This window comes from Blautia sp. 2227st1_G12_2227SCRN_220401 (assembly GCF_039062885.1).
GTDB lineage: Bacteria > Bacillota > Clostridia > Lachnospirales > Lachnospiraceae > Blautia_A > Blautia_A fusiformis.
On the sequence record NZ_JBCLNI010000040.1, the window covers coordinates 1 to 21,393 of the forward strand.

A 21,393-nucleotide genomic window follows, 5' to 3' on the forward strand; every position below is an offset into this window, starting at 1 on the left:
AAGGACGAGAAGGATGATAAAGGTAAATATGTTCGCAGAGAACGTTATACAGGAACCTGCAACAGAAGCTTTTATGTAGGCTCGAGCATTAAGCATGAAGATATCCATGCGAAATATGAGAACGGAATCCTTCATGTAACCTTCCCGAAGGAAGAGACCAAGAAAGAAGCAGAAGAGAAGAAATTTGTTTCTATTGATTGATCAGCATTTATTGTGAAGCCCCGGTACTTGATTGCAAGCTCCGGGTGATGGGATATAGCATAATAACAATATCCGGAACAACCCAAACGGATATTGCAAATATTAAAGCTCCAAATTGCACATTGCATTTGTTTATATAAATGAATATAACCCCCTTTTTTCCACCCCTCTGCCAATGTCCGGCAGAGGGGTTCTTTACGTTTCAGCCTGAAGTACAGAGGTGAATTCTGATTACTGTTTACTGGTAATATTCCGCGAAGCGTGTTGCTGAGAACGGAGTGAACAGTAACGAATTCTGATTAACTTTACACTCTTTCCTCACTCTGTTATACTTGGAACAGGTAAACAGCGGAAATTCGGCAATACTATAAAATTGGGGAAAGAGTTTTTACAGAGGTGAATATATGAGAGATAAGATCAAGGTTATCATGGACTGTGATCCCGGAATCGATGACGGGATCGCACTGGCATATGCGGCAGCACATCAGGACGAACTGGAGCTGCTTGCAGTGACGACATCTGCAGGAAGTACCAGGATAGAAAGAGTGACCAAAAATGCACTGGAGCTGGTGGATTTTTACGGACTGAAGGTTCCGGTGGCAGGGGGCCAGGACCGTCCTCTTGTGAAAGCAGCAATTTATGCGGAAGAATTCCACGGAGAGACAGGGCTTGGCCATTGCGTACTGCCGGAAGCAAAATCAGAGGTTGCTTCTGATAATGCAGTGCTTTTTATACGTGACATTCTGAATGCCATTCCGGAGGGCGAGCAGGTAGTAATGATCGAAACTGCACTAATGACTAATCTTGCACTTCTGTTGAAGGTTTTTCCTGAAATAAAGAATAAGATCAGAAAAATCGTATTTACAGGCGGCGCAGCAAAAGGCGGAAACATCACACCGGCAGCGGAATTCAACATCTACGCAGATCCGGAGGCGGCAAAGATCGTATTCGATTCCGGAATCCCACTGATCATGTGTGGACTGGATGCTACCCTGAAATGTAATCTTACCAGAAACCAGATCATGAAGCTGTGCCAGTCCGGTGATCCGGCAGCCAGAGCCTGTGGAGATATGGCTGGCTACGTACTTGAAAATTTTTCCAAATATCGCTGCGTGGCAAGTATCCATGCTGCTGTACCGTTTATGTATCTCATCCATCCGGAGTTCTTTAAAACAGAAAAAGTATTCCTGGATGTGGATTGTTCAGACGGTGCCGGACGAGGTGCCACATTATGCGATTTCCGCTGGTGGCTACACGAAGAAGACGAAATGAAAGATATGATTCTGACAGATGCAGATACAGAAAGCTTCCAGCAGGAGCTGTTTGAAGCGATTTATTCTGTGTCCGAATGCAAAAATATGAAATAGCCGGACAACGATCCGGAAACAGCTGCATCTATGAAGCAGCTGAGCAGTCAGATAAGAGGACAGAAAACCCATGAACTATATTGTATTTGACCTGGAATGGAACCAGAATCCGGATGGAAGAAGACATCCGGATAGTCGGCTCCCGTTTGAGATCATAGAGATCGGGGCAGTAAAATTAAATGAAAAAAGAGAGATCGTTGATACCTTTCAGTGCCTGATCAAGCCCAAAGTGTACCACTGGATCCACGACAGTATCCATGAAGTGATCCACGTGGATTATCATGAACTGGAAAAAGGCATCCCTTTTCCAAGGGCGATCCGCAGATTTCTGGAATGGTGCGGGGAGGAGTATCGCTTTTTTACCTGGGGAGACCAGGATGTGATGGAACTTCAGCGCAATATGAAATACTATAATCTTTTGAAGCTGATGCCAGGACCGGTGCATTACTATGATGTGCAGAAACTTTTCAGCATAAAATTCGAGGATGGAATATCCAGGCGTTCCCTGGAATATGCTACAGACTACCTGCAGCTTCCCAAAAACCGGGATTTTCACCGGGCACTGGCAGACGCCAGCTATACTGCCAGGATACTTCTGGAGATTGATGAAGCCTGCATGATCCGCCATCCGTCCCTAGATGTATATCAGAATCCAAAATCCAGAGACAGCGAGATCTATATTTCCTATACAGACCATGACAAGTTTGTGTCCAGGGAATTTGTATCAAAGGAGCGTCTGATGAAGGACCGTACCATGGTAAGTACCATGTGTCCCATTTGCAGATGCCCTGCCAAGAGGAAGATCCGCTGGTTCAGTACCAACAATTCCAAGGTATATTACAGCCTTGCCCTTTGCCATGAGCATGGACCTGTTGCCGGAAAGATCCGGATCCGAAAAACCGATGAGGGAAAATATTTCGGGGTGAAGACCCTGAGAGCAGAAGATACAGAAGCGGCGGATGAGATCCGTGAAAAGCACGAATCTCTCCGCCGCAGGAAAATGTTACGAAGCCAGGAGAAGATCTGATACGATGTTTCGTTCGTATTGCATTCCCCATCCGACCATTTGTTTCTTATAATAATATTTGCTTTTCAGACGCAGTGGGCCGACAGCATTCTGAAGAACGGCCTGGCGTTTGTTAAGCTGTGATTTTTTGATACCTTTTGGAAGAGTCACATAAACCTTTGTCTGATAATAAAACGGATAGGTATTTCCGTTATTCTTAAGGATATATTTGTCACAAGGGAGTACCTTAAACGGGACTGGCTCCATGGACACCTTCATATCCACCTTTTCAAAATTTTCAAAACCATAATTAAAAAGAGAAGCGGTATCGCTGTAAGCATTTGCCGCGGAAGTAGAATTCAGGATCACGGCTACCAGCGTTATATTTCCTCGTTTGCAGTAGGTGACAAGTGTGTTGCCGGATGCATCCGTGTAGCCTGTTTTTCCGCCACGGACGCCTTCATAATAATATTCGCCGTTTTTCATCATCTTGTGATGATTGAGCAGCTGGCGGGCTTCCGCAAATTTATTGGTAGGCGGGATCTCGTAATAACGTTTGGTGCAGTATCGCCGGAAAAGAGGATTCAGCCAGGCGGATTTGGCGATCTTTGCCATGTCGGAGGCTGTGGTGTAATGATTCTCATCCGGAAGACCGTTGGGATTGTTAAAGTGTGTGTTCTTGCAGCCAAAAAGCTTGGCGCGCCAGTTCATGAGTTCTGCGAATTTCTTTACAGAGCCGGAAACTTCTTCCGCAACGGCGACAGACATTTCATTAGCGGACTGGAGCATGACAGCCATCAGGGCCTGATCCCTGGTGAATTCTTCACCGGGAGCAGCATAAATACTGGAATCTCCGGCAGTTACACTGGTGGAAGCGTTCTCAGATACGGTAATGTTTGTCTTAGCGTTCAGATTTTCGCAGGCAAGCAGTGTAGTCAGGATCTTCGTGATGCTGGCAGGGTAGAGCTGTGTGTCCGCATTTTTGGAATAAAGAACGGCTTCTGTATTTACGTCCATAAGGACTGCAGCCTGTGCTTCGATGCCGGGACCTTTGGGCCACCCGTCAATGGAATCGGTGTCGGCAGCCTGTGAATAATAGCTGGAGTGAACAGGCGTGACTGCTGCGGCCTGACCATCAGGAACCGGTGTGGCAGTGACGATAGGATCACCATATTCATCGTATCCATAGGCAGCCGCCGCGCAGGGAGCTGCGCCTGTGAGCAGGATCCCTATGCCGAGAATGCCTGCAAAGATCCGGCGCAAGGATCGTTTTTTCATATTTTTCATAACAAGATACCTTTCAGTGATAAATCCGGGCGAGAAGGTTATTATTCATTTGAGAATCAGTAACCGAAAAAATCTTGCCCGTTTTGTGATGAGGTGCAGTATTTCATTAATTATAGCATTGTATTAATGAAACGCTGTATTTTTGCCCTCAAGATTCTGTAGTAGTATACCACTTTCCTCCCGGAAAAACCACTTGCAGTCTGTGAAAATTCCATTAAGAAGAAGTGAACATACATATAAAAAGAAAAATCCATGAAAACACTTGACATATGGATTTTCCCCAACCTATAATAGACAGCGTATATAGAAAAAGCTGTGATGGAGACAGTAGGCCATATGGAAAGCTTGTAGCGAACCGGGGATGGTGGGAGCCCGGGACGAGTAAATATGGCGGAATATCACTCCTGAGCTTCAGTTCCGAAGTTGTCCGGCAACAGCCGGAAGAATATCTGATATACAGATGATCATTAAGTAAGAACTGACGGATTTCCTCCGTTACAGGGAACATATATCGGCAGATACAAAGAATTGTCCGCCATGAACAGACATGGAACAACAGCCCGCGCCATAACACAGAGCATAAGAACACAGCAGAAGACGCAGGGATCCGGACACAGGCCCGTATAATGTAACAGGTGGTACAGCGAATCAGACTTCGTCCTTTTACAGGATGGGGTCTTTTTTTATAAGTGCCCGAAGCATTGGCACGAACAGGTATCTGTGAAGAAACAATCCGCTGTGGCCTTACAGATGAGGCAGCAGCCAGTAATCAGACACAGGAGGTAAATATTGTGTATCGTAAAGTTGACACGAATCTGAATTTTGTTGACCGTGAAAAAGAAGTCGAGAAATTCTGGAAAGACAACAAGATTTTCGAAAAGAGTATGGACAGCCGTAAAGAGGGCGAGACATACACATTCTATGACGGACCGCCTACCGCAAATGGTAAGCCACATATCGGACACGTTCTGACACGAGTTATCAAGGATATGATCCCGAGATACCGTACAATGAAGGGGTACATGGTTCCGAGAAAAGCAGGATGGGATACTCACGGACTTCCGGTTGAGCTTGAGGTTGAGAAGAAGCTTGGCCTTGACGGCAAGGAGCAGATCGAGGAGTACGGAATGGAGCCGTTCATTCAGCAGTGTAAGGAGAGCGTATGGAAATACAAGGGAATGTGGGAGGATTTCTCATCTACCGTTGGTTTCTGGGCTGACATGGAGCATCCGTATGTAACATACGACAACAATTTCATCGAGTCCGAGTGGTGGGCGCTGAAAGAAATCTGGGAAAAAGGTCTTCTTTATAAAGGCTTTAAGATCGTTCCTTATTGCCCACGCTGCGGAACTCCTCTTTCCGCACAGGAGGTTTCTCAGGGCTACAAGACTGTTAAAGAGCGCTCTGCGATCGTACGTTTCAAGGTTGTTGGTGAGGACGCATACTTCCTGGCATGGACAACAACACCATGGACACTTCCATCCAACGTTGCACTTTGTGTAAATCCGGATGAGATCTACTGTAAGGTAAAAGCAGCAGACGGCTATACCTACTACATGGCAGAAGCACTTCTGGACAAGGTTCTCGGCAAGCTTGCAAAGGATGATGAGCCTGCATATGAGATCCTTGAGAAATATAAAGGAACAGACCTTGAGCGTAGAGAATATGAGCCGCTTTTTGCATGTACAGGAGAGGCAGCAGCAAAACAGCACAAAAAAGCTCATTTCGTAACCTGTGACAACTACGTTACCATGAGTGATGGTACCGGTATCGTTCATATCGCACCTGCATTTGGTGAGGATGACAGCCGTGTCGGACGTGAGTATGACCTTCCGTTCGTACAGTTCGTAGACGGACAGGGTAACATGACCAAAGAAACACCATACGCCGGTGTATTTGTTAAGAAAGCGGATCCGATGGTCCTCACAGACCTTGACAAAGAGGGCAAGCTTTTTGATGCACCGAAATTCGAGCATGATTATCCGCACTGCTGGAGATGTGACACACCGCTTATCTACTATGCACGTGAGTCCTGGTTCATCAAGATGACTGCAGTAAAGGATGATCTGATCCGTAACAACAATACTATCAACTGGATTCCGGAGAGCATCGGTAAGGGACGTTTCGGTGACTGGCTTGAGAACGTTCAGGACTGGGGTATTTCCAGAAACCGTTACTGGGGAACACCACTGAATATCTGGCAGTGTGAGTGCGGACATATGGAATCCGTAGGAAGCCGCCAGGATCTCTATGAGAAGAGTGGTGACGAGCGTGCGAAGACCATCGAGCTTCACCGTCCATACATTGATGATATCACCATGAAGTGTCCGGATTGCGGCAAGACCATGCACCGTGTACCGGAGGTAATCGACTGCTGGTTCGATTCCGGAGCAATGCCTTTTGCACAGCATCATTATCCATTTGAGAATAAAGACCTGTTCGAGCAGCAGTTCCCGGCAGACTTCATCTCCGAGGCTGTTGACCAGACAAGAGGATGGTTCTACTCCCTTCTTGCTGAGTCCACACTGCTTTTCAATAAGGCTCCGTATAAGAATGTAATCGTTCTGGGACATGTACAGGATGAGAACGGACAGAAGATGAGTAAGTCCAAGGGAAATGCCGTAGATCCGTTTGACGCGCTGAACAAATACGGCGCAGATGCGATCCGCTGGTATTTCTACATCAACAGTGCTCCGTGGCTCCCGAACCGTTTCCATGGCAAGGCAGTTGTAGAGGGACAGAGAAAGTTCATGAGCACTCTGTGGAACACCTACGCATTCTTCGTACTGTATGCGAACATTGACAATTTTGATGCAACTAAATATACTTTAAATTACGATAAGCTTCCGGTTATGGATAAATGGCTGCTCAGCAAGCTGAATACCATGGTGAAGACTGTCGATGCGGATCTTGATTCCTACAAGATTCCGGAGGCTGCAAGAGCACTCCAGGAATTTGTTGACGATATGAGTAACTGGTATGTAAGAAGAAGCCGTGAGCGTTTTTGGGCAAAGGGCATGGAGCAGGATAAGATCAATGCTTACATGACACTTTACACAGCACTGGTAACAGTTGCAAAGGCTGCAGCTCCGATGATCCCGTTCATGACTGAGGATATCTACCAGAACCTTGTAAGAAGCATTGATGCAGACGCTCCGGAGAGTATCCATCTCTGCGATTACCCGGAGGTAAACGAGGCATGGATCGACAAGGATCTTGAGGCAAACATGGAAGAGCTTCTTGAGATCGTTGTTCTCGGACGTGCATGCAGAAATACCGCAAACATCAAGAACCGTCAGCCGATCGGAACCATGTATGTAAAGGCTGAGAAAGCTATGGATAAATTCTACACAGATATCATCGCAGATGAGCTTAACGTAAAAGAAGTGAAATTCGCAGATGATGTAGAGTCCTTCATTTCCTACAGCTTCAAGCCGCAGCTTCGTACAGTAGGACCGAAATACGGCAAGCTTCTGAACGGCATCCGTACCGCACTCTCCGAGATCGACGGAACCGCAGCAATGAAAGAGCTGAGAGATAATGGTGTTCTCGTTCTTGACATTGACGGAAACAGAGTCGAGCTTGCAGAGGAAGACTTATTGATCGAAACAGCCCAGAGCGAGGGCTATGTGACAGAGACAGACGGTGAGACATCCGTTGTCCTTGATACAAACCTTACACCTGAACTGATCCAGGAGGGCTTTGTCCGCGAGATCATCAGCAAGGTTCAGACCATGCGTAAAGAGGCTGGTTTCGAAGTCATGGACAAGATCATTGTCTATGCAAAAGATAACGATAAGATCATGGATATCATGAAAGCAAACCAGGATGAGATCAAACGTGAAGTACTGGCAGAAAACATTATTCTGGGAGAAGCAGAGGGTTACACCAAGGAGTGGAACATCAATAAAGAGGCTGTAACACTGGGAGTATCCAAAGTACAGGAGGAAAACTAATGATTGACAAGCAGTTTGAGAAAGAGGAATTCAAAAAAAGTGTAAAAGAAAACGTAAAATTCCTTTATCGAAAAACACTGGAAGAGGCTACACAGGAGCAGATCTTTCAGGCTGTAAGCTACACTGTGAAGGACGTGATCATTGACAACTGGCTCAAGAGCCAGAAGGCGTATGAAAAACAGGACCCGAAGATCGTATATTATATGTCCATGGAGTTCCTTATGGGCCGTGCCCTTGGAAACAACCTGATCAACCTTGGTGCATACGGTGAGGTTAGGGAGGCTCTTGAGGAGCTTGGACTTGACATTAACTGCATCGAAGACCAGGAGCCGGATCCGGCTCTTGGAAACGGTGGACTTGGAAGACTGGCAGCATGCTTCCTGGATTCTCTTGCAACTCTCAACTACTGTGCATACGGATGCGGAATCCGTTACCGTTATGGTATGTTCAAGCAGGAGATCCGTGACGGTTATCAGGTAGAGGCACCGGATAACTGGCTGAAGAACGGCTATCCTTTCGAGCTCCGTCGTCCGGAGTATGCAAAAGAGGTTCATTTCGGCGGATATGTACGCGTTGAGTGGGATCCGGTGAAGAACGAGAATAAATTCATCCATGAAGGATATCAGGCAGTTAAGGCTGTTCCTTACGATATGCCGATCACAGGTTATAACAACGATGTTGTAAACACACTTCGTATCTGGGATGCAGAGCCGATCGTAGACTTCAACCTTGACTCTTTTGACAAGGGTGATTATCACAACGCAGTAGAGCAGGAGAACCTTGCACGTACTATCGTAGAGGTGCTTTATCCGAATGATAACCATATGGCAGGTAAAGAGCTTCGTCTGAAACAGCAGTACTTCTTCGTATCTGCCAGCCTTCAGGCAGCGATTGCCAAATACAAAAAAACACACGATGACATCACAAAGCTTCATGAGAAGGTTGTATTCCAGATGAATGATACTCATCCGACAGTTGCAGTTGCAGAGTTGATGCGTATTCTTATCGATGAGGAAGGTCTTGGCTGGGATCAGGCATGGGATATCACAACAAAATGCTGTGCTTACACCAACCACACCATCATGTCCGAGGCACTTGAGAAATGGCCGATCGAGCTGTTCTCCAGACTGCTTCCGCGTGTATATCAGATCATCGAGGAGATCAACCGTCGTTTCATTCTTGAGATCCAGCAGAAATATCCTGGAAACTTCGAGAAGATCAAGAAGATGGCGATCATCTATGACGGACAGGTTAAGATGGCTCACCTTGCGATCGTTGCAGGCTACTCTGTAAACGGTGTTGCACGCCTTCATACCGAGATCCTCAAGAATCAGGAGCTGAAGGATTTCTATGAGATGATGCCTGAGAAGTTCAACAACAAAACAAACGGTATCACACAGAGACGTTTCCTTGCTCATGGAAACCCGCTTCTGGCTGACTGGGTAACAGACAAGATCGGACCGGACTGGATCACAGATCTTTCCCAGCTTTCCAAGCTTAAGGTTTACGCAGACGATGAGAAGGCTCTTCAGGAGTTCATGACCATCAAGTTCAAGAACAAAGAGCGTCTTGCAAAATATATCCTGGAGCACAATGGTGTTGAGGTTGACCCGCACTCTATCTTCGATATCCAGGTTAAGAGACTTCATGAGTACAAACGTCAGCTTCTTAACATCCTGCATGTGATCTATCTGTACAACCAGATCAAGGCACATCCGGAGATGGATTTCTATCCAAGAACATTTATCTTTGGTGCAAAAGCTTCCGCAGCTTACGCACGTGCAAAGAAGATCATCAAGCTGATCAACTGTGTGGCAGATGTTGTAAACAATGATGCTTCCATCAACGGCAAGCTGAAGGTTGTATTCATCGAGAACTACCGTGTATCCAACGCTGAGATCATTTTTGCGGCAGCAGATGTTTCCGAGCAGATCTCCACAGCAAGTAAAGAGGCTTCCGGTACAGGTAACATGAAATTCATGCTGAATGGTGCTCCGACACTTGGAACCATGGATGGTGCTAACGTTGAGATTGTACAGGAGGTTGGCGAGGAGAATGCATTTATCTTCGGTATGAGCTCCGACCAGATCATCAACTATGAGAACAACGGCGGTTACGATCCGGACTTCATCTACAACACAGATCCGGAGATCCGTCAGGTACTGATGCAGCTGATCAACGGAACCTTCTCCAGCGATACAGAGATGTTCCGTGACATCTACAATTCACTTCTCGACAAACGCAACATGCCGAGACCTGACCAGTACTTCATCCTTGGCGACTTCCGTTCCTATGCAGAGGCACAGAAGCGTGTTGAGGAAGCATATAAGGATGAGAAACGCTGGGCTAAGATGGCACTTCTCAATACAGCATGCAGCGGTAAGTTCACATCCGACAGAACTATCCAGGAGTATGTAGATGATATCTGGCATCTGGATAAGGTTATTGTGAAAGAGAACTAAGATATAGAAAGTAATCTGCAAAGTATTACCATAAAATAAATTTTCACACAAAAACAGGGCTCGTCAGAAGTGGAGACGGCCCTGTTTTTTGTGTGGAAATTATGCCGGATTGATGACGATCCGGTTCCGCCTGGCCAGTGCAATGGCGATATGGCAGCCTTCCGCGATGGCGCAGGCTTTATCGGCAAAGCTGATGATCCAGGCTTCCCTGTTGCGTGGAAGAGGTCCCAGAGGGAACATATGTGAGAGAATTGCGTCCAGTTCTCTGTCCGTCATATCAAAGTGAGTGGCACTGTTTTCGGCGGCAGCCTTCGGGTGATAAAACGCCTGATGCTCACCAGTCGGTGTCTCTGCTTTAAAATCGTAGGGACAGAAATCGTGGAGAAGTCCTGCCCTTGCGGCGGCTTTCTCGTCACATCCCAGCTTCCTGGCAATGAACCAGGAGAGGTAAGAAACATTGATACTGTGCATGAGCCGTGTGGTCCACTGGTGGTGGGTGTACAGGCTCAGCTTCAGGAACTCTCTGTTACAGAGGATGTTCTTCACAAGCTCATGATATTCCTGTGAGACCTCATCCGACACCGTGATATCCATCGGCAATCACCTTCTTTCTTTTGTTTATAATTTCATTATGACGCTTATGGCGAAAAATGCAATAAAGTTTATATTTTTTTTATAAATTAGTTGAGACAAATTTTTTGGAATGGAATCTTCTGCTTTTTCATCTGTTTTCCATGACTGGAGATATGGTATAGTAATGAACAGAATTGGTGTCGATGAAAATATTATGAAAAGACAAAGGAGAGAGAACGGATATGAAACCAGAAAAACTGATTGAAGTACTTTCCGTTGCGGAACGATTAAAAGATGCAGTGCGTCATTGTTATACATCCGGAGGCAGGCGGGAGAGTGTTGCGGAGCATTCCTGGAGAATTACTCTGATGGCATATTTTGTCAGTGATGAGTTTCCGGAGGCGGATCTTCTGAAGATTATGAAAATGTGTCTGATCCATGATCTGGGAGAAGCTTTTACCGGAGATATCCCAGCTTTTGAAAAAACAGAGAAAGATTCGGAGAAAGAAGCAGATGTGCTGGGTGAATGGGTAAAAACTTTGCCGGAACCATTTGATAAAGAGATGGCAGAACTGTATCAGGAAATGGAAGCACAGCAGACTCTGGAATCCAGAATTTACAAAGCCCTGGACAAACTGGAAGCTCTGATCCAGCATAATGAATCTGACATCAAAACCTGGATACCGCTGGAATATGACCTGCAGATGACCTACGGAAATGAGCAGGTGAAATTCTCAGATTATCTGACGGAGCTTCGGGCACAGGTAAGAGCAGATAGTGTACGGAAGATTGAAAAATTTGCACATTGATGTGCAAATTTTTATCCGAAAAGACAGAAAAAGAGAGAGCCAGATTATATGGCTCTCTCTTGTAAAAATCCTTATTTTAAGAGGATTTCTTATTTACCAAAGTATCTCTTAAGCAGACCAGCGAATGCTTTTCCGTGTCTTGCTTCGTCTTTAGCCATCTCATGTACTGTGTCGTGGATTGCGTCAAGGTCAGCTGCTTTCGCACGTTTAGCAAGGTCAAATTTACCTGCTGTAGCACCGTTCTCAGCTTCTACACGCATCTGAAGGTTCTTCTCTGTGCTGTCTGTTACAACTTCGCCAAGGAGCTCTGCGAATTTAGCTGCATGCTCTGCTTCCTCGTAAGCTGCTTTCTCATAGTAGAGACCTACTTCCGGATATCCTTCTCTGTGAGCAACTCTTGCCATTGCAAGATACATACCAACCTCAGAGCACTCGCCCTCGAAGTTTGCTCTCAGGTCTGCAAGGATGTCTTCACTGACGCCCTTAGCTACGCCTACAACATGCTCAGCTGCCCATGTGAGCTCGCCTTCCTGTTTGGAAAACTTGGAAGCTGGTGCTTTACATACTGGACAGACATCCGGTGCCTGCTCGCCTTCGTAAACATATCCACATACATTACATACCCATTTTGCCATAGTTATAATCTCCTTTTCTTATAAAAATATATTATGATTTTTTGTTTCTTTTAAATTGATAATAGTAATTATTACTGTTTTATAGTAACATGTGATCTTATTTTTGTCAAGACTGTTTTTGTTCTTTTTCCAGGCATTCCTTGCAGATTCCATAGAAGCTTGCGTCTACGTCAAAGACTTTTCCGTGGATAAATTCTGCAGCTGCCTGCTCAAGAATTCCGTTAAGGCTGTCTGACTGCATATCGATCACCCGGTTGCATCTGGTACACATGAAATGTGAATGCGGTGCGACCCTTCCATCGTAGCGGTCCGCGCTTCCGAAATTGGTCAGCTTCCGGATCTCGCCGATGTCACTGAGAAGAGAAAGATTACGGTAGACAGTGCCGAGACTGATGTTGGGGTAGATCTGTCGAAGATTCTCGTATACTGTATCTGCCGTTGGATGATCTGTTCTGGATCTCAGGAATTCCTTGATCGATTCTCGCTGACGGCTGTATTTAAGTGCTGCCATAATGTTTCCTCCATATCAGTAATAATAATTATTACTGATATCATAATAACCGACAGACATGTTTTTGTCAATAGTTTTTTGTATATTTACGGAAGAATATTTTGCCCTTAATGATAGGATTTTATCAGTAAAAATTCTTATTGAAAATTTTTTAAAAATAAGTTGACAAAGACTAACTTTAGTAGTATATTTACGGCAGTTAGAGAAATCTAACTAAAGCGTAAAGGAGAATGCAAATGACTTGTGCAAAATTTGAATCTGTCATAGGTTATCATTGTTCCCCTGTATTAATGGGAATGAAACCGGCGAACCTTGTTTCCTTTTCCAAGGAAAAAATGCCGGAGCTGCCGGAGATCATTTCGGATTATAAGGAGAGTCTTGAACGGGAAGGCATCTGTATGGAGATCATCTGCGGATGCAGGAAGCATTATCTTCTTCTGGTGTACCGGCCGGATATGCTGCAGGAATATCTTAAGCAGGAAGAAGCCAGGAATCTTTTGCTCCAGGATGGTTACAATATAGATGGTTCTCTGGATGAGATGATCGTCCGTCTGAAGGAGAGATTTTTTCATAAGACGGAATTTCCTCATGAGATCGGACTTTTCCTGGGTTATCCTATTGAAGATGTGAAGGGCTTCCGGAAGTTCGGAGGCAGTGGCTGCAAGATGTGTGGTTACTGGAAGGTTTATGATGATGTGGAGCAGGCTCGCAGGATTTTTGACAGCTATGATAAGTGCCGGGAGTTTACTGCGGCGCAGATCCGTGCGGGGTATTCGATTTTGCAGGTTGTTGGTATGAAGCATCTCTGTACATCTCAGATGTGCGTATAATATAAAGTTTAAAAACAGGAGGTTTTTAAGATGAGCAAGGTAGGAATTATTTACTGGTCTTCCACAGGCAACACAGAGGCAATGGCACAGGCTGTTGAGGAAGGCGCAAAAGCAGCTGGTGCGGATGTTGAGATCATGGAAGTTGCAGATGCAGATGTAGATAAAGCTCTCTCTTATGATGTTCTGGCACTTGGCTGTCCGGCAATGGGAGATGAGGAGCTTGAGGAGGGTGAGTTCGAGCCATTCTTCTCTGATCTGGAAGGCAAACTTTCCGGTAAAAAAGTTGCACTTTTCGGTTCCTATGACTGGGGCGACGGAGAGTGGATGAGAACATGGTGCGGCAGAGCAAAAGACGCAGGCGCAGAGCTTGTTGATGATGAAGGACTCATTGTAAACAACACACCTGATGATGAAGGACTTGCAGCTTGCCGTGAACTTGGCGGAAAACTTGCATAAGATCTATTAGATTTCAAATAAATAAAAACTGAGCAGAGCATTGGATTTTCAAACACAAACACCATCCGGACAGAAGGGATAGATATCTTTTTTGTCCGGGTGGTGTTTTATTTTGAGCGAAAATATCTGCTTATTACTTTGAGGAAATATAGAAGAAATGAATATTAAGACAAAAAATCCTTGTTGATTTTAATATTTACGTGTCCTAAAATAGATAAAAATGAAATAAAGCAGGAAAGTGAGGGATGCCGGATGACGCGGGAGGAAGCGGAACAGTATTTATATTATGCGATGACAATTGGTGAACAGCTTCTTTGCTGCGGAGCAGAGGTTGGACGTGTGGAAGATACCATACGGCGGATCTGCCTGGCATATGGAGCCACCCGGGCAGATGTTTTTTCTATCACATCCAGTATTGTGACGACTATTTATGGAGAGGATTTCGGTATTTGCACCCAGACGCGGCGTGTGCCGGGAATGTCCAATGATCTGGGACGGCTGGATGACCTGAACCAGCTTTCCAGATACATCTGTGAGTATCGGCCGAAGCCGGAGGAGATCCAGAAGGGGCTGGAAAAGATCCGGGATAAACAAGGATATTCTTTTAAAACGCAGATTTTGATCTATGCTGTAATTTCAGGTTCTTTTTCCGTGTTTTTCGGAGGAGATGTCAACGATATGATTGCTTCTGCGCTGATTGGTATCGCTCTGAAGCTGTTTGAGGCTTTTGTAAAAAAAGGTGCATTAAACTCGCTGCTGACAGTGCTTCTTTGCTGCGGAGCCGGCGGAGTACTTTCCAATCTTACAGTTCTGATCGGGCTTGGACATCATGCGGATCTGATCAGTATCGGAAATATCATGCTTCTGATACCGGGAATTGCATTTACCAATTCATTGCGCGATATGTTTTCAGGAGATACCATTACAGGTTTGATCCGATGTATGGAGGCGCTTTTGCTGGCACTGGTCGTGGGCCTTGGTTTCACGGTGGCGAATCTGTTGTTTTAACCGAATCAGGGAAGTTCTCTTGAAGGTTACGAAAAGCAATAAGCAGTGAATGAGGAGTTTACATACTGTATCAATTGCGGAGTAGCGAAATGCAGCAGATAATGGGAGCATTTGATAGTAGTTATGATTTATTCAGGAGGAAAATATGCGGGAAATCATACAGCTGGTTGTATCCTTCACAGGATCCCTCGGCTTTGCGGCATTATTTAATATCCATGGAAAAAAACTCTGGTTTGCGGCATTGGGTGGATGTCTGTCCTGGGCTGTATATCTGGCAGTAGAGTTCATAACGCCAAGTCCGTATGTGTGCGGTTTCTGGTCAACAGTAGCTATTACTTTGTATGCAGAATGTATGGCAAGAATTCATAAAACGCCGGTAACTGTATTTCTGGTTTCCGCGACAATTCCGCTGATTCCGGGAGCAGCACTTTACCGGACAATGAACTGGATGTTGATGAAGGACTGGGCGAAATTCCAGAAAGACGGAATCTATACGATCCTTTTTGCGGTGAGCATGGCAGCAGGAATGACGCTGACAACCATTGCGTTCCGGATGGCGTGGCGGTGGATGTACAGGCAGAGGAGAATGTAATACAGTATCGAAATTCCCCGTTTACAAACCATCGGAAATGTGTTACGATTTTCCCATATGGAAAACTCATGGAAGAAGAGAGTACATGTGTACACCGTACTACAGGGAAATCCCCGGAGAACTTTTTAGATGTAGGCTGTGACGCAGTTGATGTCATAGATCTGCGGCAGAGTGAATGGTAAAGGTTCACTTTATGCAGGAGTTCCGAGACTGAGAGGGATGTGCAGGCGCAGATGGAAGATGGCTTCGGAGAGGCATTGCTGAACCGGTTTAAACGCGATAAGCGAAGTGCGAATGTCCGATTTAACGGACCCCGGCAGGCAGTGACAGGACCGCCTGTTATAGCGGAAGGGTATAGAGCTTGCTGTACCTGATGAGGTTTTTGCCGCGAGGCAGGAACGAAAAGAAGTGGTAACACGGGTAATAACTCGTCTTCTCATATCGTTATGGTATGAGAAGGCGTTTTTTATTTTTATATTTATGGAGGAAAGAAAAGATGGAAAAGCAGAGATATTATATCAGCACTGCCATTGCGTACACATCCGGTAAACCGCATATCGGAAATACCTATGAGGTCGTTCTTGCGGATGCGATCGCACGTTTTAAAAGACAGCAGGGTTATGACGTATATTTTCAGACAGGTACTGATGAGCATGGCCAGAAGATCGAGCTGAAGGCTGAGGAGGCTGGTGTTACACCAAAGGAATTCGTAGATAACGTTTCCGGTGAGATCAAACGCATCTGGGATCTGATGAACACATCCTATGATAAATTCATCCGTACAACAGATAAAGACCATGAAGAGCAGGTCAAAAAAATCTTCAAAAAAATGTATGCAAAGGGAGATATCTACAAGGGTCATTATGAAGGAATGTACTGTACACCATGTGAGTCCTTCTTCACAGAGTCCCAGCTTGTAGACGGCAAATGTCCGGACTGCGGACGTCCATGCGTACCTGCCAAGGAAGAGGCATATTTCTTCAAAATGAGTAAATATGCAGATAAGCTTATTGACTACATCAACACACATCCGGATTTCATCCAGCCGGAGTCCCGTAAAAACGAGATGATGAACAACTTCCTTCTTCCGGGACTTCAGGATCTCTGTGTATCCAGAACATCCTTTAAATGGGGAATCCCGGTAGATTTCGATCCGAAGCACGTTGTATATGTATGGCTGGATGCCCTGACAAACTATATCACAGGTATCGGCTATGACTGCGACGGAAACAGCAGCGATAAATTCAACAAATACTGGCCGGCAGATCTTCACCTGATCGGAAAAGATATCATTCGTTTCCATACCATTTACTGGCCGATCTTCCTGATGTCTCTGGATCTTCCGCTTCCGAAACAGGTATTCGGACATCCATGGCTGCTTCAGGGCGATGGAAAAATGAGTAAATCCAAAGGAAATGTAATCTATGCAGATGAGCTGGTTGAGTTCTTCGGTGTAGATGCTGTTCGTTATTTTGTACTCCACGAAATGCCATTTGAGAATGACGGTGTGATCACATGGGAGCTGATGGTTGAGAGACTGAATTCCGACCTTGCAAACACACTTGGAAATCTTGTAAACCGTACAATTTCCATGTCCAACAAATATTTTAACGGAGTCGTTGAGAATAAGAATGTTACTGAGCCGGTTGATGAGGATCTTAAGAGCTTCATCCTTCAGGTTCCGAAGAACGTTTCCGCAAAAATGGACAAGCTTCGTGTGGCAGATGCTATCACAGAGGTATTCTCTCTGTTTAAACGTTGCAACAAATATATCGACGAGACAATGCCATGGGCACTTGCAAAGGATGAGACAAAGCAGGATCGTCTTGCAACAGTTCTCTACAACCTGGTTGAGGGAATCTGCATCGGCGCATCTCTTCTGAAATCCTTTATGCCACGTACAACAGAGCGTATTCTTGTACAGCTCAACGCAAACGAGAGAACTCTTGAGGAGATGGAGCAGTTTGGTCTTTATCCTTCAGGAAACCGCGTAACCGACAAACCGGAAATCCTTTTTGCGAGACTTGACCTGAAAGAGGTTCTTGAGAAGGTTAAGAAGCTTCATCCGAAGAAAGAAGAGCCGAAAGAAGAGCCGAAGGAAGAGGTAGAAGAGGAGAAAACAGAGAATGTGATCGATATCGAGGCAAAGCCGGAGATCACTTTCGATGATTTTGAGAAGCTGCAGTTCCAGGTTGGTGAGATCATCGCCTGTGAGGAGGTTAAGAAATCCAGAAAACTTCTCTGCTCTCAGGTTAAGATCGGAAGCCAGGTTCGTCAGATCGTATCCGGAATCAAGGCTCATTATTCCGCAGAGGAAATGGTGGGCAAAAAGGTTATGGTCGTTACAAACCTGAAGCCTGCCAAGCTTGCCGGAATCCTCAGCGAGGGTATGATCCTCTGTGCAGAGGATGCAGACGGAAATCTTTCCCTGATGGTACCGGAGAAAGAGATGCCTGCAGGCGCTGAGATCTGCTAAGTATAGACAGATATGGAATTGAATCATTTTGATAAAAACGGCAATGCTGTTATGGTGGATGTGTCCGACAAACCGGTCACTCACCGTACGGCAACAGCCACGGGTTCCATTCAGGTAAGCCCGGAGATCATGGCCGCGGTAAAAAGCGGAAATGTGAAAAAGGGTGATGTACTTGGTGTGGCCCGTGTGGCAGGTATCATGGGTGTGAAGCGTACTTCTGAGCTGATCCCCATGTGCCATCCACTTCCCATCCAGAAGTGTTCTGTGGATTTTGAGACCGATGAGGATGCGGGAGTGATCCGTGTATTCTGCACGGTAAAAACAGAGGGAAAAACAGGCGTGGAGATGGAGGCGCTGACAGGTGTTCAGGTGGCGCTTCTTACCATTTATGACATGTGCAAGGCAATTGACAAGCATATGGTCATGTCTGATATCCATCTGGAAGAAAAAACAGGAGGCAAAAGCGGAGATTTCCGTTTTGAGGAAAAATAATGATAGACAGGTGCGGAAGAAATATTGATTATCTCAGGATTTCCGTAACTGACAGATGTAATTTGCGGTGTATTTATTGTATGCCGGAGGAGGGAGTGCAGCATGTGGAGCGCTCCCTCATTTTGCAGGAAGAGGAAATTTTGAGGATCTGCCGGGTGATGGCAGAGCTGGGTATCCGGAAGATCAAGCTGACCGGTGGGGAACCGCTTGTACGGCCGCGGATGCCTCAGCTGGTGGAAAAACTGAAAAATATGCCGGGGATCGAGAAGGTGACTCTGACTACAAATGGTGTGCTTCTGAAAGATCAGATGAGTGATTTTGCCCGGGCGGGGCTGGACGGATTGAATATCAGCCTGGATACGCTGGATGAGGCCTGCAGCAGGAGGATCACGCGGCGGGATGAACTGGGGCGGACGCTGGAAGGGATTTTGGAGGAAATGAAGTATCCGGAGATTTCACTGAAGATCAATTGTGTGCCTCTTGGGATCCCGGAGCAGGATCTTTGCCGGGTGGCGCTTTTGGCTAGGAATCACAGGGTGCATGTGCGGTTTATTGAGATGATGCCCATTGGGATGGGAAAAGAATTTCATGGGGTGTCGGAGGAGGAACTGCTTCGGATCCTTGGGGAAAAGCTTCCGCGGTTTTCGCCGTATGTTGGGGAGCCCCTTGGGAATGGACCGTGTCATTATTATGATGTGGATGGTTTTTCCGGAAAGATCGGGTTTATCAGCGCGGTGAGCCATAAGTTCTGTGGGGAGTGTAACCGGATCCGGCTGACTTCTCAGGGTTTTTTGAAGACCTGTCTGCAGTATGCGGCGGGAAGGGATCTTCGGGAGGTGATCCGCAGTGGTGGTTCGGATGAGGTGCTGAAGGCTGTGATCCTGGAGGCTCTGGCGGAGAAACCGGACGGGCATGCTTTTGGCGGAGGTCTGAAGAAACAGAAGGATGATAAGACGGAGAAGCTTTGTATGGCTCAGATCGGAGGTTGAGTGATGAAGAGAGTTGCTGTGATCACTTCTAGTGATAAGGGGTACAGAGGAGAGCGGGAGGATCTTAGTGGTCCTGCTGTGAAGGAGATTATGGAGGCGGCCGGGTATGAGGTTGTTTCTGTGGATGTTTTGCCGGATGACCGTGGGATGCTTGGGAGCCGGATGGCTGAGATCGCAGATCTGGGGCTTGCGGAGCTGATCCTGACTACGGGTGGTACCGGGTTTTCTCAGAGGGATGTGACACCGGAGGCTACGGAGGATGTGATCGAGCGGCGTGTGCCGGGGATTCCGGAGGCGATGCGGGCGTTTAGTCTGACGATCACGAAGCGGGCGATGCTGAGCCGGGCTACGGCCGGGATCCGGAAGGGGACGTTGATCGTTAATCTGCCGGGGAGCCCTAAGGCTGTCAGGGAGTGCCTGGAGGTTATTATTGAGGCGTTGGGGCATGGGATTGAGATTTTGACCGGCGATGCTGGAGAATGCGGACGGTAGTGTGTGGTGTATACTTAGACTAACGAACGGACGCCCAACGGAGGCAGGGCCAGTACGGTGACACGCTGCGCGGCCTGTTCGGCTGCGTCGCTGATTTGCTGCCATTCGCGCCAACTCGCCTGCGGCTCAAACAGGGCGCTCGGTGGCAGCAGCTATACTCGCCTCTCGACGGCCGCTCCGCTAACGTCACCGTACTGGCCCTGCCTCCGTTGGGCTGGTTGTTGAAGGCGGTAGGTTTTGGAAATCAATATTGCTGGTGTGATATATAGGAATAAATTTGGTAACGATGTGTGATTAATAGAAGGATGATATAAGTAACTAAATATATCGTAAAAAGATATTAAATGTGTTTAAATATACTTATGGAGGTATATTATGAACACATCAAATATCACAAATTATAAACCAAAAGATTTTGCTGAATTATTAGGTGTTTCTGTAAAAACGCTTCAGAGATGGGACAGAGAGGGAATCTTAAAAGCAAACCGAACTCCAACAGACAGGCGTTATTACACATATGACCAGTATCTTCAATTTAAAGGTATAAATATAGAACATGATAAACGAAAAGTTGTTATTTATGCAAGAGTATCTACCAAAAACCAAAGGGATGACTTCAAAATCAGACAGCATTTCTGCGTCAGTTCTGTAATGCCAGAGGAATGATCGTAGACCAGTGCATTGAAGACTATGGAAGCGGACTTAATTATAACCGCAAGAAATGGAATGGATTACTGGACGAAGTCATGGAGCAGAAGGTCAAAACCATAGTGATCACGCATAAAGACAGATTTATCCGTTTTGGATACGACTGGTTTGAAAGATTCTGCATGAGATTCCACACAACGATACTGGTGGTGAACAATGAAGAACTGTCACCACAGGAAGAACTTGTACAGGATATTATTTCCATCCTTCATGTGTTTTCCTGTAGATTATATGGACTTCGTAAGTATAAAAAACAGATAGAAAAGGATGAGGAGATTGCTGAAGAGCTTCAAGACAGAGATCAATCCTACAGAAGAGCAGAAGATCAAAATACATAAGACAATCGGCACATGCAGATATATTTATAATTTCTACCTGTTTCATAATAAAGAACGTTATGATGCCGGTGAAAGATTTATGAGCGGAAAGTCGTTCAGTGTATGGCTGAACAATGAATACCTTCCAAGGCATCCGGAATATTTCTGGATCAGAGAAGTCAGTTCCAAATCGGTAAAGAATGCAATCGAAAATGCCTGTACCGCT

The 21,393-nt window shown here is 45.9% G+C and carries 19 protein-coding genes and 1 pseudogene; 16 read left to right on the plus strand and 4 right to left on the minus strand.

Going from position 1 to position 21,393, the window contains the following annotated elements:
• The 3 genes from ABCM67_RS14895 to ABCM67_RS14905 form a co-directional block, all read left to right on the plus strand.
• Window positions 1-201: Hsp20 family protein (locus ABCM67_RS14895; RefSeq protein ID WP_342992960.1), on the plus strand; the 201-nt coding region annotated here is incomplete at its 5' end.
• A gap of 404 nt (window positions 202-605) precedes the next feature.
• A complete protein-coding gene (locus ABCM67_RS14900; protein ID WP_342992961.1) occupies window positions 606-1,568 on the plus strand; it encodes a nucleoside hydrolase in 963 nt (320 codons plus the stop codon).
• A 70-nt stretch (window positions 1,569-1,638) separates the two neighbouring features.
• Window positions 1,639-2,595 carry a 3'-5' exonuclease gene (locus ABCM67_RS14905; protein ID WP_021650273.1) on the plus strand — a complete coding sequence of 319 codons (957 nt, stop codon included), beginning with the start codon at window positions 1,639-1,641 and terminating at the stop codon, window positions 2,593-2,595.
• On the opposite strand, the gene ABCM67_RS14910 is transcribed toward ABCM67_RS14905, so the two are convergent.
• Window positions 2,572-3,861: a D-alanyl-D-alanine carboxypeptidase family protein gene (locus ABCM67_RS14910; protein ID WP_342992962.1), complete on the minus strand. Its 1,290-nt coding sequence runs from the start codon at window positions 3,859-3,861 to the stop codon at window positions 2,572-2,574. The genes ABCM67_RS14905 and ABCM67_RS14910 overlap by 24 nt on opposite strands.
• A 791-nt stretch (window positions 3,862-4,652) precedes the next feature.
• Between ABCM67_RS14910 and ileS the strand changes: the two genes are divergently transcribed.
• Entirely contained in the window at window positions 4,653-7,817 is a 3,165-nt protein-coding gene (gene ileS, locus ABCM67_RS14915) for an isoleucine--tRNA ligase (RefSeq protein ID WP_118752667.1), read from the plus strand.
• Window positions 7,817-10,279 (plus strand): glycogen/starch/alpha-glucan phosphorylase, encoded by a 2,463-nt coding sequence (locus tag ABCM67_RS14920; protein ID WP_342992963.1) that lies wholly within the window; start codon window positions 7,817-7,819, stop codon window positions 10,277-10,279. The genes ileS and ABCM67_RS14920 overlap by 1 nt, the downstream gene beginning before the upstream one ends.
• A gap of 99 nt (window positions 10,280-10,378) precedes the next feature.
• On the opposite strand, the gene ABCM67_RS14925 is transcribed toward ABCM67_RS14920, so the two are convergent.
• Window positions 10,379-10,873 carry an HD domain-containing protein gene (locus ABCM67_RS14925; protein ID WP_021976382.1) on the minus strand — a complete coding sequence of 165 codons (495 nt, stop codon included), beginning with the start codon at window positions 10,871-10,873 and terminating at the stop codon, window positions 10,379-10,381.
• A 221-nt stretch (window positions 10,874-11,094) separates the two neighbouring features.
• On the opposite strand from ABCM67_RS14925, the gene ABCM67_RS14930 reads away from it, so the two are divergent.
• Window positions 11,095-11,661: an HD domain-containing protein gene (locus ABCM67_RS14930; RefSeq protein ID WP_147602718.1), complete on the plus strand. Its 567-nt coding sequence runs from the start codon at window positions 11,095-11,097 to the stop codon at window positions 11,659-11,661.
• A gap of 89 nt (window positions 11,662-11,750) precedes the next feature.
• Here ABCM67_RS14930 and ABCM67_RS14935 read toward each other — a convergent pair whose 3' ends face one another.
• Both ABCM67_RS14935 and ABCM67_RS14940 read right to left on the minus strand, forming a co-directional pair.
• Entirely contained in the window at window positions 11,751-12,296 is a 546-nt protein-coding gene (locus tag ABCM67_RS14935) for an NADH peroxidase (protein ID WP_147602717.1), read from the minus strand.
• A gap of 106 nt (window positions 12,297-12,402) precedes the next feature.
• Window positions 12,403-12,807 carry a transcriptional repressor gene (locus tag ABCM67_RS14940; protein ID WP_147602716.1) on the minus strand — a complete coding sequence of 135 codons (405 nt, stop codon included), beginning with the start codon at window positions 12,805-12,807 and terminating at the stop codon, window positions 12,403-12,405.
• A gap of 236 nt (window positions 12,808-13,043) precedes the next feature.
• On the opposite strand from ABCM67_RS14940, the gene ABCM67_RS14945 reads away from it, so the two are divergent.
• The 10 genes and pseudogenes from ABCM67_RS14945 to ABCM67_RS14990 form a co-directional block, all read left to right on the plus strand.
• A complete protein-coding gene (locus tag ABCM67_RS14945; protein WP_195565899.1) occupies window positions 13,044-13,637 on the plus strand; it encodes a DUF3793 family protein in 594 nt (197 codons plus the stop codon).
• A 30-nt stretch (window positions 13,638-13,667) separates the two neighbouring features.
• Complete coding sequence (locus ABCM67_RS14950) at window positions 13,668-14,093, plus strand: flavodoxin (protein ID WP_015526387.1); 426 nt, start codon at window positions 13,668-13,670, stop codon at window positions 14,091-14,093.
• 252 nt (window positions 14,094-14,345) lie between these two features.
• Window positions 14,346-15,101 (plus strand): threonine/serine exporter family protein, encoded by a 756-nt coding sequence (locus tag ABCM67_RS14955; RefSeq protein WP_021653091.1) that lies wholly within the window; start codon window positions 14,346-14,348, stop codon window positions 15,099-15,101.
• 145 nt (window positions 15,102-15,246) lie between these two features.
• Window positions 15,247-15,693, plus strand: coding sequence for a threonine/serine exporter family protein (locus ABCM67_RS14960; RefSeq protein WP_021653090.1), 447 nt, complete (start codon window positions 15,247-15,249; stop codon window positions 15,691-15,693).
• A gap of 496 nt (window positions 15,694-16,189) precedes the next feature.
• The gene (metG, locus tag ABCM67_RS14965) at window positions 16,190-18,169 is read left to right on the plus strand and encodes a methionine--tRNA ligase (RefSeq protein WP_147602714.1); all 1,980 of its coding nucleotides are present in this window, start codon (window positions 16,190-16,192) and stop codon (window positions 18,167-18,169) included.
• 12 nt (window positions 18,170-18,181) lie between these two features.
• On the plus strand, window positions 18,182-18,661 hold the full coding sequence (gene moaC, locus ABCM67_RS14970) for a cyclic pyranopterin monophosphate synthase MoaC (protein WP_021653088.1): 480 nt from the start codon (window positions 18,182-18,184) through the stop codon (window positions 18,659-18,661).
• Window positions 18,661-19,650 (plus strand): GTP 3',8-cyclase MoaA, encoded by a 990-nt coding sequence (moaA, locus tag ABCM67_RS14975; protein WP_118752645.1) that lies wholly within the window; start codon window positions 18,661-18,663, stop codon window positions 19,648-19,650. Before moaC ends, moaA begins: the two co-directional genes overlap by 1 nt.
• A 3-nt stretch (window positions 19,651-19,653) precedes the next feature.
• Window positions 19,654-20,142 carry a MogA/MoaB family molybdenum cofactor biosynthesis protein gene (locus ABCM67_RS14980; protein WP_015526380.1) on the plus strand — a complete coding sequence of 163 codons (489 nt, stop codon included), beginning with the start codon at window positions 19,654-19,656 and terminating at the stop codon, window positions 20,140-20,142.
• Between the two features lie 390 nt (window positions 20,143-20,532).
• Window positions 20,533-21,188 (plus strand): annotated as a pseudogene (locus tag ABCM67_RS14985) (IS607 family transposase).
• Window positions 21,118-21,393: helix-turn-helix domain-containing protein (locus ABCM67_RS14990; RefSeq protein WP_342992966.1), on the plus strand; the 276-nt coding region annotated here is incomplete at its 3' end. The pseudogene ABCM67_RS14985 and the gene ABCM67_RS14990, both read left to right, overlap by 71 nt.

Bases quoted from the DNA above. Each gene is read 5' to 3' on its own strand.
- ABCM67_RS14980 (WP_015526380.1), top strand. From the start codon at position 19,654: ATGAAGAGAGTTGCTGTGATCACTTCTAGTGATAAGGGGTACAGAGGA.
- moaC (WP_021653088.1), top strand. From the start codon at position 18,182: ATGGAATTGAATCATTTTGATAAAAACGGCAATGCTGTTATGGTGGAT.
- ABCM67_RS14920 (WP_342992963.1), top strand. From the start codon at position 7,817: ATGATTGACAAGCAGTTTGAGAAAGAGGAATTCAAAAAAAGTGTAAAA.
- ABCM67_RS14925 (WP_021976382.1), bottom strand. From the start codon at position 10,873: ATGGATATCACGGTGTCGGATGAGGTCTCACAGGAATATCATGAGCTT.
- ABCM67_RS14910 (WP_342992962.1), bottom strand. From the start codon at position 3,861: ATGAAAAATATGAAAAAACGATCCTTGCGCCGGATCTTTGCAGGCATT.
- ABCM67_RS14955 (WP_021653091.1), top strand. From the start codon at position 14,346: ATGACGCGGGAGGAAGCGGAACAGTATTTATATTATGCGATGACAATT.
- ABCM67_RS14930 (WP_147602718.1), top strand. From the start codon at position 11,095: ATGAAACCAGAAAAACTGATTGAAGTACTTTCCGTTGCGGAACGATTA.
- ABCM67_RS14900 (WP_342992961.1), top strand. From the start codon at position 606: ATGAGAGATAAGATCAAGGTTATCATGGACTGTGATCCCGGAATCGAT.
- moaA (WP_118752645.1), top strand. From the start codon at position 18,661: ATGATAGACAGGTGCGGAAGAAATATTGATTATCTCAGGATTTCCGTA.
- ABCM67_RS14945 (WP_195565899.1), top strand. From the start codon at position 13,044: ATGACTTGTGCAAAATTTGAATCTGTCATAGGTTATCATTGTTCCCCT.
- ABCM67_RS14950 (WP_015526387.1), top strand. From the start codon at position 13,668: ATGAGCAAGGTAGGAATTATTTACTGGTCTTCCACAGGCAACACAGAG.
- ABCM67_RS14905 (WP_021650273.1), top strand. From the start codon at position 1,639: ATGAACTATATTGTATTTGACCTGGAATGGAACCAGAATCCGGATGGA.
- ABCM67_RS14960 (WP_021653090.1), top strand. From the start codon at position 15,247: ATGCGGGAAATCATACAGCTGGTTGTATCCTTCACAGGATCCCTCGGC.
- ABCM67_RS14935 (WP_147602717.1), bottom strand. From the start codon at position 12,296: ATGGCAAAATGGGTATGTAATGTATGTGGATATGTTTACGAAGGCGAG.
- metG (WP_147602714.1), top strand. From the start codon at position 16,190: ATGGAAAAGCAGAGATATTATATCAGCACTGCCATTGCGTACACATCC.
- ABCM67_RS14940 (WP_147602716.1), bottom strand. From the start codon at position 12,807: ATGGCAGCACTTAAATACAGCCGTCAGCGAGAATCGATCAAGGAATTC.